The sequence below is a fragment of the Saltatorellus ferox genome (assembly GCA_007751475.1).
GTDB lineage: Bacteria > Planctomycetota > UBA1135 > UBA1135.
In genome coordinates, this window is the sequence record CP036434.1 from 4,213,116 (window position 1) to 4,229,907 (window position 16,792).

A 16,792-nucleotide genomic window follows, 5' to 3' on the forward strand; every position below is an offset into this window, starting at 1 on the left:
CGATGGAAGGAGACTGGCGCCCTGGTGGTCCCCGGCGTAGGGTTCTTGACTCCGATCTCCTTCCAGAGCGTCTCCTTCCACTGCGTCATACGACGAACCCGAGCCTCCCCATGAACAAGACTCTTCTCACCACCCTCGCGGGCTTCCTGGCTTCGGCCTCCCTCAACGCTGCGATGGCCGCTCCACAGACCAACCTCGCGGTCAACGGCGACTTCGAACTTGGCGACACGAGTTCCTGGGTCTCGTTCCCGACGCCGAATTCCACCTTCGACGTCACGATGGACGCGAACACCGGCACCTTCGCCGGCACCGTCTTCAATGACGACCAGGCCTCGGCGGCCGTCATCAAGCAGGCCAACCTCGGCGCTGGCGTCGTCGCCACGGGCGACGTCGTCACGATCACGTTTTCCGCCAAGGGCAGCGGAGCCGCTGGCGGCGTCGTGTTCGCCGAGTTCTTCTCGGAGATCGCCGGGGGCGGCGTTTCCTCCAGCGAGATCCTCAGCGGCGCTCCGCTTCCGTTGACCGGCAGCTACCAGACCTTCACCTTCACCGCGACGGCGGGCTCCGACGTCAGCGGCGGCGTCACGCTTCAGTTCGCCGTCGTCACCGGCGCCAACATCGGCAGCACCTCGGAGCTCTTCGTCGATGACGTCTCGGTCTCCGTGCCCGGGGGCGCCACGAACTACTGCACCGCGGCTCCCAACAGCACCGGCGCGACCGGCGTGATGTCGGCCTCCGGAAGCTTCGTGGCCGCGGACAACAGCCTGACGCTGACGGCCAGCGATCTACCCACGAACGCGTTCGGCTTCTTCATCACCAGCATGACGCAGGGCTTCGTCGCCAACCCGGCGGGCAGCGCGGGCAACCTCTGCGTTGCCGGGGCGATCGGACGTTTCGTGTTCCCGGGCCAGACCCAGTCGAGCGGCGCAGGCGGAAGCTTCTCACTCACCCCTGACCTGGGGCAGATCCCAACCGGCACCGTCATTGTCCCCGCGCTGCCCGGACAGACCTGGAACTTCCAGGCCTGGCACCGCGACGCCGTGGGCGGCATGACGACCTCCAACTTCACCGACGGCCTCTCGCTGACCTTCCAGTAAGGCAAGATCCGGAGCCAGCCCCGAAGGGGTTCGGTTCCTCTGCAAATGTAGCCAGAGGGCGCGCGTATCCGAGAGGACGTGCGCCCTCTTCGATTGCCGTTCGCCCCCCGGCTGGGTATCCGGCTGTTTATCCGTCTGGCCATCCGGCCGTCACGGGCATTCTGAAGGCCCGCCCTTGGCTTTCGGCTCGCGAGCGTTCATTGTGCTCCCTCGCCGCCCGCCCCATTCCCATCCGCGCGCCGCCTACCGGGCGATCCACTTTCAACTCCCCCCATGACCCAAGAGCCCATCGTCCGCATGCGCGGACTCGTGAAGCACTTCGGCGACGTCCAGGCGCTCCGCGGGATCGACATGGATCTGCCGCGCGGGCCCGTCGGGCTGCTGGGGCCGAACGGCGCCGGTAAGACGACGCTGATCGGCCTCCTGCTGGGGCTCGTGGAGCCCACCGAGGGCGAAGCGTCGATCGCCGGCCTGGTGCCGAAGTCCCGCGCCGATCGGATCGCCATCCGCAAGCGCGTCGGCTACATGCCGGAGAGTGACTGCCTGCTCCCCGGCATGACCGGCGTCGAGCTGGTCTCCACCCTCGGCAAGCTCACCGGGCTCTCCCGTGAGGACGCCATGACCCGCGCCCACGAGGTGCTGGACTACGTGGAGCTGGAGGAAGCGCGCTACCGCCCGCTCGACGGGTACTCCACCGGGATGAAGCAGCGGCTCAAGCTCGCCCAGGCGCTGGTCCACGATCCCGAGCTGCTGCTGCTCGACGAGCCGACGAACGGCCTCGATCCCAAGGGGCGCAGGCACATGCTCTCGCTGGTCGAAGACCTGGGCCGCAACCAGGGCAAGAACATCCTGCTCTGCTCTCACCTGCTCCCCGACGTCGAGAAGACCTGCGATCACGTGGTCGTGGTCGTCAAGGGACGGGTCGCGCTCCAGGGTTCGATCGCGGAGCTGACCGCCGCCGACGAGGCGCGCGTGCACGTCGAGGTCGAGGAGCGCCAGGACGAGTTCGAGATCGCGCTGCGCGCGGCCGGCATGTCGCCGGAGAAAGCGCCGACCAAGGGGCTGATCGTCACCGTGCCGGATGCGGACGACGCCGACGCGATCTGCGAGGTCGCCGCCAGCAGCGGGTTCCACCTGCGCGGTATCGATCCCGTGCGCTCCACGCTCGAACAGGTGTTCCTCAAAGCCGTGGACGGCGCCGATGTCTCCGCGACCGGATCCCGACCGATGCTCGCGAGCGAGGAGGCCGCGATCACCTCCCCATGAAAGCCGCCACCCACACCGAGGTCTACCGCCCCTTCCGGGGCGAGCTGAAGACCTTCCCGCTGCGCGCCCTCACGCTCGCCTGGTCGGGCGTGCGCATCGGGTTCCGCAAGAAGCTGCCCGCGCTCCTGCTCTTCGTCATCCCGGCCATCGCGACGATCGTGACGTGCTTCCTCGTTCAGATCACCTTCGAGGCCCAGAACCCGGACATCACCCAGGGGACGATTCCCCAGGCCAAGATCCTCGGCGCGCTCCTCCAGGAACAGCTGGGCAAGGTCGAGATTCAGGTGCTCGCGCTCCTGCGCCAGATCAAGGCGTTCGTCGTGCTCGCCATGGGCTGGTACGGATCCGGGCTCATCGCCGAGGACCGGCGCCTGCGAGCGAATCTGCTCTACTTCGCCCGTCCGCTCACGCGCTGGACGTACTTCCTCGGCAAGCTCGGCACGGTTTGCTTCTGGGGTTTCTGCGCCGTCGGGATCCCGATCCTGATGGTGTCGAGCGTGGCCTCTTTCGCGTCGCCGAACTGGAGCTTCCTCCTCGAGCGCTGGCCCGTGATCGTGAAGATGGAGGCCTACGCCATGATGTGGGTGCTGCTCCACGGGCTCCTGGTGCTGGCGATCTCGTCGGTGTGCGAGCGGCGCAACCAGGCGCTCGCGGGCCTCTTCGGCTTCTACATCCTGACGTCCATCGGCTCGACCGCGATGTCCCGCATCTTCGACGGCTCCGCCTGGCGCCTCGTGTCGATCCCCGAGAACTTCGAGCGCATCTCCGAGTCGATGTTCGGCTTCTCCAGCGGGACGCGGCCTTGGAGCCTCGAAGCGTCGCTCTGGGCGCTCGGGATCATCGTGTTCGTCTGCGTCGCGATCCTCCAGGTTCAAACCCGCAAGATGGAGTCGGGCCGATGAGCGCCATCGTTCAAGCAGAGGGCCTCGGCCGCTGGTACGGCGAGGTCGTCGGCCTCGGCGATCTCACGGTCAGCATCGAGCCAGGGATCACGGGACTCGTCGGGCCGAACGGCGCGGGCAAGTCCACGTTCATGAAGGTGATGGTGGGCGAGCTGCGCCCCCACCGCGGCCAGATCCGCGTGCTCGGCTACAGGCCGTTCGGCAGCCGGCCGCTCTACCGCCGGCTCGGTTTCTGCCCCCAGCAGGACGCGCTGTACGAGCATCAGACCGGCATGGAGTTCGTGCGCGACCTGCTGCGCCTCGGCGGCGAGTCCAAGCGCAAGGCCACCCTGATGGCCGGCGAGGCCATGGAGCGCGTGGGCCTGACCGACGCCATGAACCGCAAGGTCTCCGACTACTCGAAAGGCATGCGTCAGCGCACGCGCCTCGCCCAGTCCATCGCCCACAGCCCCGAGCTCGTGATCGCGGACGAGCCGCTCACGGGCCTCGACCCGATCGCGCGGCGCCAGGTGCTGGAACTCTTCCAGGAACTCAGCCGCGAAGGCAAGTCCGTGATTCTTTCGTCCCACGTGCTGCACGAGGTCGAGAGCCTGACGGAGACCATCGTGCTCATTCACCGGGGCAGGCTTTTGGCCCAGGGCACGGTTCGCGACGTACGTCAACTGATCTCGCGCCACCCCAGCCGCGTGCGGGTCACCGCGCGTGAACCGCGTAAGCTGGCCGCGAAGCTCTTCGACCAGCCCCACGTACGCGCCGTCTCCCTCGGGGCGGACGGTGAGTCCATTCAAATCGAGACGGACAACGTGGCGGAGTTCCACGTGACGTTCGCGGCGGCCGCCGCGAGCGCCCGGGCGGGCGTGCGCAGCCTCAGCTCCGACGATGCCTCCCTCGAAGCGGTCTTCGACTACCTGGTCGGCTAAGCCGGAATCCCCATGAGCACTCTCCTGGCCCTTCCACGCGCCACGTTCCTGATCTACCGGCTGCACATCGGCATGATCCTGGGTTCGCGGCGTAGCCTGGCCGCCATCGGCCTCGCCGTCGTTCCGCCGCTGCTCGCGTTCCTCGCGTCGAACTTCGCGCCGGACAACCGCGGAGCGACGATGATCTATCTGATCGTGGGCACCTTCGTGCTGATCCAGTTCGTCGTTCCGATGCTGAGCGTCGCGATGGGCGTCGGCGTCGTGGCCGACGAAGCCGAGTCGCGCACGATCACCTTTCCGTTCACGCGGCCCATCCCCCGGGCCTCGCTGTTCCTGGGCCGCTGGCTGGCGGCGGTGACCGCGATCCTCACGCTGATCGCCGCGAGCGGCGTGCTCTCTGCTCTGGCGGTCCGCGTCGGCGATCGGGGCGCGCCCCCCTCCAACGAGGTCATCGAGAAGCTGGTGTTCGCCGCGATGGTCGGCGGCGTGGTCTATTCCCTGGGTTCGGCCGTGATTGGCGTGCTCGCCAAGCGAGGCCTGATCTTCGCCCTCGGCTACGTCTTCGCGGTCGAGGCGCTGCTCGCCAACGTGCCGGGTTCCTCCCAGAAGCTGACGGTCCAGTACCACCTACGTTCCATGTTCGTCGACCAGGAAGGGAAGCTCTGGAAGTCACTGGAAGAAGTCTTCCCGATCTCGCTGCTGGACCCGGACGTGGCGTTCACGAAGATGATGATCGCGAGCGCGGTGCTGCTCGTATTCGGCTGCATCGCGGTGACGCGCAAGCAGTTCGTGCTGGCCTCATGATCGATCGCTCCTTCACTCGAGCGCAGCTCCTGAGGGCGTGCGCATTCTCGCTCCTACTGGCTACCGCGAGCTGCCGCTCGTCGATGCAAGAAACGATGCCGGTGCAAAGCAAAGCACCCCCATTGGACCCCATCATGCAAACGCACTACCTCGAAATCGTCACCCCGGACGTGGACGCGACCTGCAGCGCGCTCGAGCGCATCCACGGCACCACGTTCAGCGATCCCCAAATGGAGCTCGGCGACGCGCGCATCGCGGAGATGAGCGACGGGGGAACCATCGGCGTCCGCGCTCCGATGCATTCCGCGGAAGAGGCCGTCGCGCGCCCCTACGTCCTGGTGGAGGACATCGACGCGGCCGTTGAAGCCGCGCGGGAGGCCGGCGGGGAAATCGCTCTGCCACCCATGGAGATTCCTGGGCGAGGCAAGTGCGCGATCTACCTGCTGGGCGGCAACCAGTTCGGGCTCTGGCAGACGCTGCCGTAGCTCCTCAGCCCGGCCCGTCAGCGTGGCTGTCGCGCGACCCCGACCTCGAGCCGGAGCGCGTCGCGCTCGACGGCGGCGATCCGCAGCGAAGACAGCTTCACGAAGTCGAACAGTCCGCCCTCCGGCGCCCACTCGAATTCCCGCGGGTCGAGGCGGAACCGCGCCGAGAGCCCGCGCGCTGGATGGAGGCGCGACTCGACCTTCACGCGAATGTCGGTCAAGGACGCGACGAGCGCGCCGTCGTTCGGGCCACCGAGTTCCGCGGTACAGGTGAGGCGCACCTTGGCGGCGTCCTTGTCACCCTTCTGGAACCACTTCTTGTGGGACTTGAGGCCGCGCCAGAGCACGCCGAGCTGCTTGCGCTCGAAGCGAAGGCGCGCGTGCGCCTCGAGGCGCACCGTTCCAGGGCGCGGGCAGGGGCGAACGTCGAGCTGATCGAGCAGGACCCGGCCGCCCGAGAACTTCGAGGTCACCACCTGGAAGTCCTTCAGAAGCTTCCGCTCGCGAAGTTCCGTCTGGAGAAGCTGGAAGAGCTGGGACTTCGGCACCCGAAGGGGAAGCGTGAGAACCACCGGCGTGTCGGCCGTCTCGGTCGCCTCGGGCAGCGTCAATTGCCGGGGCTGAGGCGCCAGCTCGGGCGCCGCGAGCGCCCCTGCGAGGCTCACGACCATCGGAAGGAGTACGTACATGCGCACTCCACCGTAGGCCAGGAAGGCGGCAGGTGAAAGACGCGGGTGCGCTCCTTCTCCGTCCTACGGGTGAGACACGGGGTGACCACAACGCTTCCAAAGTGGACTCCACCACAGAGGACAGTGACGTGTGGGCCAGGGGGCACGAGCGGCAAAAACTGTCTTTTTGACCCCGTGAAGGCGGTTCCGCCCCGGTGGTCCGGGCCTGGCACACCGGGTGCATTCCCTCCCTCGTCAGCACGCGCTGGCCTCCACCTGGAGCGCCGGAAGCTGACAGCACCTTCAACAAAGGAAAGCACCATGAAGCATCTAGCCAACCGCCTCCTCTCCGCTCGCCGCTCGCTCCTCGGAGCCGGCTTCGCCCTGGCCCTCGCCGCGTTCGTCACCTCTGCCCCGGCCTCGGCGCAGCGACTTTCGACGAACAAGGGCGGCGCCCAGTGGGAGATCGGCATCGGCAAGGAAACCCGCTCCGGCGGGGGTGCCATCCGGGTCGGTAGCCAGGGAGTTTCCCTCGACCTTCACAGCCACGGCCAGCGCGGCGTCGCCCGCATCCCCCGGGGCTACGACGGCGGTCGCTACGAGTACCGCACCGAGCGGGTCTGGGTCCCCGGGTACGACAGGCAGGTCTGGGTCGCGCCGGTCTACGAGTGGCGCTACGACAGCTGCGGGAGACGCCACCAGGTCATGGTCTGCGCCGGCCACTACCGCACCGTCTGCGAGCCCGGCCGCTACGAGAACCGTCAGGTCAAGGTCTGGGTCCCGGCCCCCCGCATCGAGGTGCGCGGCCGAGATAGCCGCCACAGCTCGAGCCGGTCGCATCGCTCCCACCGAGTGACCTACCGCCGCTAACCGCTCCCATCGTTCGCCCGCGAAGAAAGGTGGATGGGTCTTCGCGGGTGGGGCCCCCTTGGCACTGTGCCTTGGGGGCTCTTCTTTTTTGGGTCTTCAGAGGAATCTGTGGGCCTGAAACGCTCCCGACCTGCGGCGAACAAGGAGCTCTGCGCCTGGAGTTGAATCCGTTGAACTCTGGAACTCCGGCCAATGCAACCAAGGAAGCGGAGGAGGCGGGAGGGTCGAGGGGTCGCGGAGCCCCTGTGAGGGATGGGGGGATGAAAGTACGCGAGCTTGGGCCTGGCCTCCGCCTTGAGAGACGCAGGCAAGAGGTCGAGTCGCGGAGGCGAAGAGTGGGAGTCGCGAAGCCGTTCCCCCACGGCTCGCCACGGGTCGCCACGGAGGCGCGAGCTACGCCTGAAGAACCCCGGTGACACGCGGGAGGTCGTGGATCGTGAGCAATCCCTTCTGACCCCCCTTCGTCCATCCAGTTCGCAGAAGCCATGTCTGCGCTTCCACGCTCACGCAATCGACCTTGGTTGCACCCTGCCGTTCCGCAAAACCGCCAAAGGACATCGCGCTCGAACAAGGATCCAGGATCCCCAACCCGAGCCCGTGGTGCACATCATTTCGCAACACGTACTTCAAAACGTTCCGCATCTGCGTCGGCGACTTGATCACCTCCAGATGGAAGCGCTCTGCAAAAACGCTCCCTTGCCTCACCCGACCCCAAAGCCGGTTCAGCCTCATCCCCAACCCGGTATTCAAACTCGCCATCCCCTTCGAAAGGTCACCTGAGTTCTCCGCCTCCACGATCAGGTGCACGTGGTTGCTCATCACCGAGAACTCCACGATCCGAACCAGCTTGCCCTGATTCACGCGCGCAATCGCCGCCCTCAGCACCGCCATCTCTTCTTTCTTCCGAAGGGACCGAAGCCCCATCTTCAGCTTGATCGTGACATGGGCCACACCGCCCTTCATCTCCTCCCGACTACCATGGGCCACCCGAGAATCCTTGGTCCTCTTCGGCCCACGACGCTTCTTCGGCAACGCAAAACCAAACACGGCCTGCAAAACAACCGCCCTCCCCATGCGCGCTTTCGCCATGCAAGATCATAGCCAAAACGATCCAATTCATCAACCCCAAACGCCCTCCAAACTACACTTTAAAGCCCAAACTCGGCACTCTAGCCCAATTCCCCATCCGCCCTGAAACAGTATACTCGGCAGACCTTTCCCACCGGCCGACTCGCACTCCGCGCCCCCGAACCTCTCACTCTTGCCTCCCCGTCACAACGCGTGGGCCAGGGCCAAGCTCGCACCCTGACAACTCTCCATGTCTCCCAAGGCCGCCGCGCCTCCCAAGCTCCCGCTCCTCCCGCTTCCTTGGTTGTATTGGTAGCCGCCCAGCCGCCCAACAGACTGCCTCCATCCCCAAGCCGAAACCCCCAAGCCCTTGTCACCCAAGCGAAAGAGGCGCATCCGTCCCACAGATTCCTCCAAAGACCCTCTTTTTTGGGTCTTCAGCAGAATCCGTGGGCCAGAAGCGCTCCAGCCATGATGAAGCCGAAGGGGCTGGAACCAGAGTCGAATCCCCGGGTCTCGTCCGCTCCTTGACTCCTGCCAATGCAACCAAAGAAGCGGAGGAGGCGGGAGGGTCGCAGCGGCGCGGCGCCCCTGCGGGGGATGGAGAGTTGAACGGGAGCGAGCTTGGGCCTGGCCTCCGCCTTGAGAGACGGAGGCAAGAATTCGATTCACGGAGGCGAAGAGGGGGAGTCGCGAAGCCGCACCGCAACGGGTCGCCCCGGAGGCGCAAGCTACGCCCCCAAAACAGTTTACTCGGCCGACCTTTCCCACCGGCCGACTCGCACTCCGCGCCCCCGAACCTCTCGGTCAGCGGCCCGGCACCGCCCACAGGACGACGCCATCGCGCTCGGTGTTCCCGAGCCTCACCGCCCCTCGCACCGGTGGGAACTGCGCCTGGCTGCACACCCCCACGTTCAGGTACGTCGGGTGATACTTCGCGAAGAACGCCGGCGGCACCACCTTGTCGTGCCCGGGGGAACGCAGCTCCTCGTGCGGCTCCAGCATGGCCACCTCGCGGGTCACGAGGCCGTTGCGGTCGTAGATGAAGAGGTTCGAGTAGTACCCGATCGCCCCCACCGCGCCGAAGACCACGGACGAATTCGGCGGCGCGTGGACACCGAGCGCGCGCCCCGCGAGGCTCCACTCCTGCGAGCGATCCCTCATGTTCTGCCACTGCTCGTTCTCGGACGTCGAGGGCGTCACGCCACCGAGGCGCTGGTTGTGGCGGAAGTGGTATTCGAGCTGCGTTTCCTTCGGCACGAGGTCCACGTCGAACACCGCCAGCACCGTCGTCGTCACGCCGGCGATCGCCAGCACGGCCGCCGCGATCCTGGAGCGCGACTCGATCGACGCCAAAAGCGCGCCGAAGGCCAGCGCGGCCATGGGAATCGCCGGCACGAGAAAGCGCGAGTACGCCATGAAGTCCCCGCCGGCGAGGATCGCGTAGGCGGTCACCCCGACGATCACCGCTCCCGCGCTGGCGGCCGCTCCCGCGCCGATCCGACGCGCCGCGAGCACCAGCCCGACGAGCCCGCCGGCGAACGCAAGGAAGAGCCCTGGCATCGATAGGAACGTCGAGATCACGTAATCTGCGCCGCGCCCCGTGGCGGCCGCCGAGAACCCGAGCTTGGCACGCGCCGTGTTGGGGAGCCAGTCATCGTAGTAGCTGTACCGCCACGCGACGTGCAGGCCAAAAGCCGTCGCCGATACGAGCGCTCCGAAGAGCGCGCTCAAAAAGAGCTCACGCCGCCGCGACACCGCCCCCACCACGATCGCTGGACCGAGGATCAGCGCCACGACGATCGCGGCGTCCGCCCGCATCAGCGCCAGGAGCGATGCCACGAGCCCGACGAGGAGCCCGCTGGAAGGAGCGCCCGACGCTCGACCATAGAGCAGCCAGACGAGCAGGACGCCCAGGCTCGCCGCTGGCATCGTGGCCATCCCGCCCGTCGCCCAGACGCCCAGCGGCGGCGCGCATCCCACGAGCGCGGCCGTGCCGAACACTGCGACCGGCGAAGTCGCGAAACGTCGCGCCGCCAGCGACACCACGAGCCCGACGCAGAGGACCCCGAAACCGATCGAGAGCACGCGGCTGAAGGTCTCCGGCGCCCAGCCGAACTCGAACCCGAGCCCCATGAGCAAGGCCCACAGGAACTCGCTGTAGCCCTCGACCGGAGGATCGACGCCGAGGTTGTAAACGAGTCCCTTCCCCTCGGCGAAATTGCGCGAGTAGCGGAAGGTGATGAAAGCGTCGTCGGTGACGAAGTTGAAGCGCTGAACGAGCCACGCGAACGGCCCGAGCGCCACCACGAGCGCGGCGAGGAACCTTCGCGGATCAGCCGACCTCGACGCTGTAGATATGTGGGAGTCCCCGCGCGATGCAGCGCCAGTGCTCGCCTTCGTCCCGTGAGAACCAGACGTCCCCTGTTGATGTTCCGATGTAGACACCCAGGGGATCGTAACCATCGACGGCCAGGCATTGGCGCTTCACGGTCCACCAGCAGCGCTCTTTTGGGAATCCGGCCGAGTGGGAGGTCCAGGTCCGGCCTCCGTCGACCGTGCGCGCGACGACGGGTCGGCCGTCCTTCGGCATCCGCGTCCAGGCCTCCGAGCCGTCCATGGGGACGGTCCAGGCGATGTCGGGATCGGCCGGGTGGACGGCGATCGGGAAGCCGGCGTCGAGGCGCTCTCCTCCTTCCGCTTCATCGACCCCGTCCTCACGGTTCTCGCCCACGTGCTCCCAGACGCGCTGCTCCAGGTCCATGCGATAGACCCCGAAGTGGCTCTGCATCCAGAGCCTGTCCGGGTTCGTGACGCCCATCACGAGCGAGCGCGGCTCGCGGGCTTCCGCTCGGGAAAGCCCACCGTCGAGGCGTGCCCAGGTGGCCCCGGCGTCGAAGCTCTCGACCACCCCGCCGCTCGACATGGCCACGATGAGGTGATCGGCGTCCCGGGGATCCACGAGCACCGAGTGGAGCTTGGCCCCGTCGGGCGTCTCGTCGGAGCCCGGCGCGGTCCACTCGTCGAACTCAGGGGTCTGGTGCAGGCCCTCCACGGGCTCCCAGCTGACGCCGTGATCCCTGGATCGAAAGAGCCCCTGGGGGGACGAACCTGCGTACCAGCTCCCGTACTCCGAGTCGTGCCCCGGTGTCAGCCAGAAGACCTGGTTGACCGAGCGCAGCCAGGCCGATGGCGTTGGGCCAGCTGCGTCTTCGTGGGAAGCCTCGAACGGACTCTCCGAGGCGAAGCGCGGGGGTTCGTCGGCCTCACGCCAGGTCCGTCCACCATCCCGGGAGGAGACCACCGTCGGTCGCCCGCCCGGCGTCCGCAGGCCCGCGACGACCGAATCCCGATCCCTCGGGTCGGCCACGGCGTGGAAAACGGTGCTCCCGAGCCAGTGCGGCTCGGGCTCCGTGAACTCCTCGCGCGCCTCGTCCCCGTCCACGCAGAAGAGCCCCTTGCGCGTGCCGATCCAGAGACGCATCGCACCGCGGCGCGCCCGTGGCACGCGCAGCTTGTGCTTCGGCAGCGGCTCTCGCCGCGCCGCGCCCTCGTCTGGATCTTCGAACGACATTTCGGGCTAGCGCCCCCAGGCCCGCAAACGGCGCGCGGCTTCTTCTAGAACCTCGAATTCCTTGGCGTAGCAAAAGCGCACGAGCCCCTGGCCGGACTCCTCGCCCGTCCCGGAGAAGAACGCCGTTCCGGGCACGCTGGCCACGCCTGATTCCTTCATGAGCTGCATCGCCGCCTCCTTCGCCGTGCCAGCACCGATGCGGCTGACATCGGCCAGGACGTAGTAGGCGCCCTCGGGGGTCACCGGCTGCAGACCGATATCCGAGAGCGCGCCCAGGATCAGGTCACGTTTCCTGGCATAGTCGGCCCGCATGGACTCGAAAAAGCTGTCCGGGAGGTCGAAACCGGCCGCGACGCCGTGCTGGAGCGGCGTGGGAGCGCAGATGTAGAAGAGATCGTGGACGAGCTTGAGGCGCTCGGTGAGTTCCGCGGGGGCGACCGCGTAGCCGAGGCGCCAGCCCGTGATGCTGAAGGTCTTGGAGAGGCCGAGGATCGTCACGCAGCGCTCGGCCATGGCCTTCGAGGTCGACGCCGGGGAAACGTGCTCGCGCCCGTCGTAGGTGATCGACTCGTAGATCTCGTCGGTGATCACGAAGAGGTCGAACTCCACGGCGATGCGCTCGGCCGCGTGGATCTCGCCCCGGGTGAGCATCCGGCCGGAGGGGTTCGACGGGGTGCAGAGCACGAGGCCGCGGGTCGCGGGCGTGATGGCCCGGCGCAGGGCCTCCTCGGTCAGCACGAACCCGGGGGCCGAGAGGCTCACGTACTGGGGCACGAGTCCGGCGACGCGGGCGGCGCCCACGTGGTAGCCGTAGTACGGCTCGGGGATCAGAAGCCCATCGCCTGGATCGAAGAGCCCGTGCAGAACACAGGTGAACGCGGCGGCCGAGCCCGCGGTCACGACCACGTCGGTCTCGGGGTTGGCGCGGATACCGTTGACGCGCTCGACCTTGGCCGCGATCTTGCGGCGAAGGTCTGCGTCGCCTTCCGCGTAGGTGTAGGTGCTCCGCTGGTCCTGGATCGCGCGTATGGCCGCTTCCGCCACGGGCGGCGGCGTGGGCAGGTCGCAGATCCCCTGGCCCAGGTTGATGGCCCCCGCTTCGTTGGCGGCCCGGGTCATGGCGCGGATATCGGACTGGGCCAGGCCCTCGAGGCGCTGGTTGATGCGGGCTCTCATATCGGGAGGATAGCGCCGATCCACCCGCCGCGCGTGACGAGAGGCGGGTACCTTCTCGTCATGGGTGACGAGATGATCGCAGGAAGTCGCAGAGGAGCATGGACCAGGGTGATCCTGGCCGGTGCTCTGCTTTCGGGCGCCAGCGGCTGCTGGTTCGGCGGCGGCCACGACGAGGAGAAGATCGATCCCAAAGAAGCCACGGCCCGCGAGGCGACCTTCCGCACCGACGCGGAGAAGGCGCGGGACGACCGCTTCAAGGATCGGCTCCAGAAGTGGCCGAAGCTCGACGAGCCCGTTCGATAGAACGGACTCGCCGCGCCGCCAGGCGTTCAGCCCTTCACGGACCCGAGAAGCAGCTCGGTCACGAGCTTGCTGAAGCGCTTCGGATTCTTGGGCGTGGCCCCTTCGGCGAGGAGCGCCTGACCGTGCAGGATTTCGGCCGCTTCGGCGATCCTCGGCGAGTTCGCGTCGACGCCGTGCAGCTTCGTGAGGCTCTTCACGAGTTCGTGCTCGGGGTTGAGCTCCAGGATTCGTTTCTGCTTCGGCATCTCCTGGCCGCTACGCTTGAGAAGGCGCTCCATGTGCCCGGACATGCCGCCCGCGCCCGCGACGAGAACCGCCGGGCTGTCCTTGAGTCGCGACGTGAAGCGGACCTCGGAGACCTCGTCGTCGAGCGACGACTGCAGCGCCCCCAGGAACCCCTCGTGCTCCTTCTGTAGCTCCTCTCGCTTCTCCTTGACGTCATCGTCCTCCTGGGCGTCGCCGCGATCGAGCGGAACGATCTTCTTCTCACCGTACTCCGTGAGGCGCTGGAGGACCCACTCGTCGACCGGGTCGATCAGGTAGAGCACCTCTTCGTTCTTCGCCATCACCGACTCGAGCAGCGGCGAAGCCTCGACGGTCGCCCGGTCCGCGCCCGTGAGGACGTGGATGACCTCCTGGCCTTCCTGCATGCGCTCGATGTATTCGTCGAGCGTGACCATCGCCTCGCCGTTCGACGAATGGAACAGACAGATCTTCGCGATCTTCTCGGTCTCGGCGTCGCCCGACCAGATCCCTTCCTTGATGACAGAACCGAAGGCGTCCCAGAACTCGGCGTACTCCTCGCGCTTCTGGTCGAGCAGCTTCGCGAACTCCTCGAGCGTCTTCTTCACGAGGCGCTTCTGGATCTGTCCGAGGCGCGGGTCGTCCTGGAGCGTCTCCCGCGAAACGTTGAGGGGCAGGTCCGCGCACTCGACGACGCCGCGCACGAAGCGCAGGAAGCTCGGAAGGAGCTCCTTGCACTCCTTCTGGATCAGCACGCGGCGCACGTAGAGGCTGACGTTCGAGTCGCGGTTCGACGGATCGAAGAGATCCATCGGAGCCTTCGAGGGCAGGTACAGGAGCGCCGTGTACTCCAGCGATCCCTCGGCGCTGAAGTGCATGGACGACAGCGGCTCGTTCCAGTCGTGGGTCAGGTGACGGTAGAACTCGGCGTGCTCCTCGTCCGTGATCTCGGACTTCGGGCGGGCCCAGAGCGGCTTGCGCGAGTTGAGCGTCTCGAGCTTCGTCACCGACTCCGTCTCGCCCTCGATCGGCTTGCCTTCGTCGTCGAGCTTCGGCTCGGTGCGCTCGATCTCCATCTGAACGGGGTGCTCGACGAAGTCGCTGTAGCGGCGCACGATGTCACGCAGCGTCCATTCTTCGAGGTACTTCAGCGCACCCTCGGAAGCGGGCCCGTCCTCCCCTTCTTCGCCCGGTTGGCGCAGGTGCAACGAAACAACCGTGCCCCGCGACAGACCTTCGGCGGGCTCGATCTCGTAGGAGCCGTCGCCCTTCGAACGCCAGCGGTAGCCCTCGTCCGTGCCGGCACGGCAGGTCTCCACGGTGACCTCGTCGGCGACCATGAAGGCGCTGTAGAAGCCGACACCGAACTGGCCGATCAGGTCCGGGCGCTCCGAGCCATCACCGCCCTCGGCGGCCGCCTGGAGGAAGCGCCGCGTGCCCGAGCTGGCGATCGTGCCGAGGTTCGCCACGAGTTCCTCGCGGCTCATCCCGATGCCATTGTCGGCGATCTTCAGAACGCCGCGCTCCTTATCCGCGTCGAGCACGATCCCGAGGGTCTCTCCCTCCGGGAGCAGCGACGAGTCCGTCAGGGCCTCGAAGCGGAGCTTGTCGAGCGCGTCGCTGGCGTTCGAGATGAGCTCGCGGAGGAAGATGTCCTTGTTCGTGTAGAGCGAGTGGATGACGAGGGAGAGGACCTGCTGGACCTCGGCCTCGAACGCGTGTGTCTCGGCTTGAGCAGTCATGGGTGGGGATCGCTCGAAGAGAGCTTCAAAAGGGGGTCGAAAGGGAGCGTTGGGATCGGCTGGCGAGGGGCCAGATCCCCCAATTTGGGCCACCAGTCTCCCCATCCAAACCCCAGGGTCAATTTCAGACCCGATTTTCGGGCGCGGGGCCGCGCGGAACCCCAGATGGGGCCCCGTCGTCCCCATCGTGTGCGGGGTATGTTTCGATAGCCGCTCCGCCGCCGCACCCATGAGAAGACCCACCCCGACCGCCCATCCACGCACCGATCGTCCTCGGCTTCGGGCCTCCCTCGCCGGCCCCCTCCTGAGGGCCTCCCTCGGACTGGCGGGCGCGATCGCGCTTCTCGCCCCCGCGCACACGATGGCCTTCGCCGTCTACGGGGACTTCCTGGACCTGACGCTCAGGGACTTTCGGATCCTGAACACCTTCGCGGGCGTACGGGCGAACGACAACGTCACCCCTGACCCCGATTTCCCGGGTTCCCTGGGCGCCGATCTGGCGATCCGAAAGGCCGTCGCCGAGTGGGGCTCCCGCCCCCACGGTTCAGGGCTGACCGATCCGAGCCAGGATCAGCTCGGCTCCGGCCAGTCGAACTTCGAGGCCTTCTACGCCGGTGACGCCCTCCTCGCGGGCGGGCAGAACCAGAACGTGATCTCCGTGATCGCCGGCGGCGGCGGAATCGCCTTCACGGATCTGCCGATCGGAGACGGCTGGCGAATCCGCTTCTTCGAGAACGCTCGCGACTGGAACGACGGACCCGGAGACCCCGAGGGCGGCATCGATCGCTTCGACATCCAGGGCGTCATGACCCACGAGTTCGGCCATGCGCTGGGACTGGATCATTCCCTCGTGCCGGGCGCGACCATGGAGAACAACGGCTCCCCCGACTTCGGCGTGCACCTGCGCTCCATCGAAGCGGATGACATCGCGGGCGTTCAGTTCATCTACGGTCCGGTCAGCCCGTTCAAGCCCGTCCTCGAGACCTACGAGTTCATCGGACCGGGCCGCATCAGGATCACCGGCTCGAACTTCCACGGCCAGGACAACGAGATCTGGTTCACGCCTGAAGCGCCCACGCTTCCGATGACGGACCCGACGATCCTCGTCGGCGGACTCGCGAGCTCCCAGGGCGGCACCGTCCTGGAACTCGACATTCCCGCAGCCGCCGGGCCAGGAAGCGTCGCTGTCCGGGTCCCGGGGTCGACCTCCGAGGCCCTCTCCAACGTCTTTCCGTTCGATCCCTTCCTGGAGCCCTGGGCGCCGCCGATGGCCTATGGCCAGCCCGGCGTGACGAGCGCCGGGACGACCCCGACGATCGGATGGAGCGGCCTGCCGAGCGCCTCGATCCCTTCGTTCCACATCGAGGTCGAAGGCGGCGCTAACGCGGCCTTCGCGCTCCTGATCGAGGGGACGTCGCGGAGCGCCGTGGTCACGTCCTACGGGACCCTCCTCGTCGGAGGGCAGGTCCGTCGCCGCCTCATCCTCCCGCTGAGCGGCGGCGCTGGAACCAACCTTGCACCGATCGTTCCCGCCGGACTGATCGGCGACAGGTCCTACTACCAGGTCTGGGTCCCGGACGGTGGTTCGGTGAGCGGAGGGGTCTTCACGGACGCCCTCGAAGTCGTGGTCTCACGGTAGCGTTCTCCGAAAGACCAGATCGGGGGCTCCAGTAG

At 67.1% G+C, this 16,792-nt stretch carries 15 protein-coding genes; 9 read left to right on the top strand and 6 right to left on the bottom strand.

All coding sequences use genetic code 11. The annotated features are described in order from the left end of the window. Positions 1 to 110 precede the first annotated feature (110 nt). The 6 genes from Poly30_RS14990 to Poly30_RS15010 all read left to right on the top strand — a co-directional run bounded on the left by Poly30_RS14990 (position 111) and on the right by Poly30_RS15010 (position 5,474). Positions 111 to 1,097 (top strand): hypothetical protein, encoded by a 987-nt coding sequence (locus tag Poly30_RS14990; RefSeq protein ID WP_145198660.1) that lies wholly within the window; start codon positions 111 to 113, stop codon positions 1,095 to 1,097. A 273-nt stretch (positions 1,098 to 1,370) separates the two neighbouring features. Then, positions 1,371 to 2,363, top strand: a complete 993-nt coding sequence (locus tag Poly30_RS14995; RefSeq protein ID WP_145198661.1) for an ABC transporter ATP-binding protein — start codon at positions 1,371 to 1,373, stop codon at positions 2,361 to 2,363. Further along, on the top strand, positions 2,360 to 3,265 hold the full coding sequence (locus Poly30_RS28510; RefSeq protein WP_419190210.1) for a hypothetical protein: 906 nt from the start codon (positions 2,360 to 2,362) through the stop codon (positions 3,263 to 3,265). Before Poly30_RS14995 ends, Poly30_RS28510 begins: the two co-directional genes overlap by 4 nt. Beyond that, positions 3,262 to 4,185: an ABC transporter ATP-binding protein gene (locus Poly30_RS28515; protein WP_419190211.1), complete on the top strand. Its 924-nt coding sequence runs from the start codon at positions 3,262 to 3,264 to the stop codon at positions 4,183 to 4,185. The genes Poly30_RS28510 and Poly30_RS28515 overlap by 4 nt, the downstream gene beginning before the upstream one ends. Before the next feature lie 12 nt (positions 4,186 to 4,197). Continuing rightward, positions 4,198 to 4,989 carry an ABC transporter permease gene (locus tag Poly30_RS15005; protein WP_145198663.1) on the top strand — a complete coding sequence of 264 codons (792 nt, stop codon included), beginning with the start codon at positions 4,198 to 4,200 and terminating at the stop codon, positions 4,987 to 4,989. Positions 4,990 to 5,123: 134 nt separating this feature from the next. Then, positions 5,124 to 5,474, top strand: coding sequence for a VOC family protein (locus Poly30_RS15010; RefSeq protein ID WP_145198665.1), 351 nt, complete (start codon positions 5,124 to 5,126; stop codon positions 5,472 to 5,474). Between the two features lie 17 nt (positions 5,475 to 5,491). Here the strand turns inward: Poly30_RS15010 and Poly30_RS15015 are convergent, their stop codons facing one another. Then, positions 5,492 to 6,163 carry a hypothetical protein gene (locus Poly30_RS15015; RefSeq protein ID WP_145198667.1) on the bottom strand — a complete coding sequence of 224 codons (672 nt, stop codon included), beginning with the start codon at positions 6,161 to 6,163 and terminating at the stop codon, positions 5,492 to 5,494. A gap of 300 nt (positions 6,164 to 6,463) precedes the next feature. Here Poly30_RS15015 and Poly30_RS15020 point away from each other — a divergent pair, with 300 nt between their 5' ends. Continuing rightward, positions 6,464 to 7,012: a hypothetical protein gene (locus Poly30_RS15020; protein ID WP_145198669.1), complete on the top strand. Its 549-nt coding sequence runs from the start codon at positions 6,464 to 6,466 to the stop codon at positions 7,010 to 7,012. Positions 7,013 to 7,405: 393 nt separating this feature from the next. Here Poly30_RS15020 and Poly30_RS15025 read toward each other — a convergent pair whose 3' ends face one another. The 4 genes from Poly30_RS15025 to Poly30_RS15040 form a co-directional block, all read right to left on the bottom strand. Continuing rightward, the gene (locus Poly30_RS15025; RefSeq protein ID WP_419190212.1) at positions 7,406 to 7,999 is read right to left on the bottom strand and encodes a transposase; all 594 of its coding nucleotides are present in this window, start codon (positions 7,997 to 7,999) and stop codon (positions 7,406 to 7,408) included. 888 nt (positions 8,000 to 8,887) lie between these two features. Further along, positions 8,888 to 10,387 carry a hypothetical protein gene (locus tag Poly30_RS15030; RefSeq protein WP_145198673.1) on the bottom strand — a complete coding sequence of 500 codons (1,500 nt, stop codon included), beginning with the start codon at positions 10,385 to 10,387 and terminating at the stop codon, positions 8,888 to 8,890. A 28-nt stretch (positions 10,388 to 10,415) separates the two neighbouring features. Next, positions 10,416 to 11,654: a WD40/YVTN/BNR-like repeat-containing protein gene (locus tag Poly30_RS15035; protein ID WP_145198675.1), complete on the bottom strand. Its 1,239-nt coding sequence runs from the start codon at positions 11,652 to 11,654 to the stop codon at positions 10,416 to 10,418. A gap of 6 nt (positions 11,655 to 11,660) precedes the next feature. Further along, positions 11,661 to 12,830: a pyridoxal phosphate-dependent aminotransferase gene (locus Poly30_RS15040; protein ID WP_145198677.1), complete on the bottom strand. Its 1,170-nt coding sequence runs from the start codon at positions 12,828 to 12,830 to the stop codon at positions 11,661 to 11,663. A 60-nt stretch (positions 12,831 to 12,890) separates the two neighbouring features. Between Poly30_RS15040 and Poly30_RS15045 the strand changes: the two genes are divergently transcribed. After that, positions 12,891 to 13,133 (top strand): hypothetical protein, encoded by a 243-nt coding sequence (locus tag Poly30_RS15045; RefSeq protein WP_145198679.1) that lies wholly within the window; start codon positions 12,891 to 12,893, stop codon positions 13,131 to 13,133. 26 nt (positions 13,134 to 13,159) lie between these two features. Here Poly30_RS15045 and htpG read toward each other — a convergent pair whose 3' ends face one another. Beyond that, positions 13,160 to 15,118 (bottom strand): molecular chaperone HtpG, encoded by a 1,959-nt coding sequence (gene htpG, locus Poly30_RS15050; RefSeq protein ID WP_145198681.1) that lies wholly within the window; start codon positions 15,116 to 15,118, stop codon positions 13,160 to 13,162. A gap of 229 nt (positions 15,119 to 15,347) precedes the next feature. Here htpG and Poly30_RS15055 point away from each other — a divergent pair, with 229 nt between their 5' ends. Continuing rightward, entirely contained in the window at positions 15,348 to 16,757 is a 1,410-nt protein-coding gene (locus Poly30_RS15055; RefSeq protein ID WP_145198683.1) for a matrixin family metalloprotease, read from the top strand. The last annotated feature ends 35 nt before the right edge of the window (positions 16,758 to 16,792 follow it).

Bases quoted from the DNA above. Each gene is read 5' to 3' on its own strand.
- htpG (WP_145198681.1), bottom strand. From the start codon at position 15,118: ATGACTGCTCAAGCCGAGACACACGCGTTCGAGGCCGAGGTCCAGCAG.
- Poly30_RS15045 (WP_145198679.1), top strand. From the start codon at position 12,891: ATGGGTGACGAGATGATCGCAGGAAGTCGCAGAGGAGCATGGACCAGG.
- Poly30_RS15005 (WP_145198663.1), top strand. From the start codon at position 4,198: ATGAGCACTCTCCTGGCCCTTCCACGCGCCACGTTCCTGATCTACCGG.
- Poly30_RS15020 (WP_145198669.1), top strand. From the start codon at position 6,464: ATGAAGCATCTAGCCAACCGCCTCCTCTCCGCTCGCCGCTCGCTCCTC.
- Poly30_RS15035 (WP_145198675.1), bottom strand. From the start codon at position 11,654: ATGTCGTTCGAAGATCCAGACGAGGGCGCGGCGCGGCGAGAGCCGCTG.
- Poly30_RS15055 (WP_145198683.1), top strand. From the start codon at position 15,348: ATGAGAAGACCCACCCCGACCGCCCATCCACGCACCGATCGTCCTCGG.
- Poly30_RS15015 (WP_145198667.1), bottom strand. From the start codon at position 6,163: ATGTACGTACTCCTTCCGATGGTCGTGAGCCTCGCAGGGGCGCTCGCG.
- Poly30_RS14995 (WP_145198661.1), top strand. From the start codon at position 1,371: ATGACCCAAGAGCCCATCGTCCGCATGCGCGGACTCGTGAAGCACTTC.
- Poly30_RS28515 (WP_419190211.1), top strand. From the start codon at position 3,262: ATGAGCGCCATCGTTCAAGCAGAGGGCCTCGGCCGCTGGTACGGCGAG.
- Poly30_RS14990 (WP_145198660.1), top strand. From the start codon at position 111: ATGAACAAGACTCTTCTCACCACCCTCGCGGGCTTCCTGGCTTCGGCC.
- Poly30_RS15040 (WP_145198677.1), bottom strand. From the start codon at position 12,830: ATGAGAGCCCGCATCAACCAGCGCCTCGAGGGCCTGGCCCAGTCCGAT.
- Poly30_RS15010 (WP_145198665.1), top strand. From the start codon at position 5,124: ATGCAAACGCACTACCTCGAAATCGTCACCCCGGACGTGGACGCGACC.
- Poly30_RS28510 (WP_419190210.1), top strand. From the start codon at position 2,360: ATGAAAGCCGCCACCCACACCGAGGTCTACCGCCCCTTCCGGGGCGAG.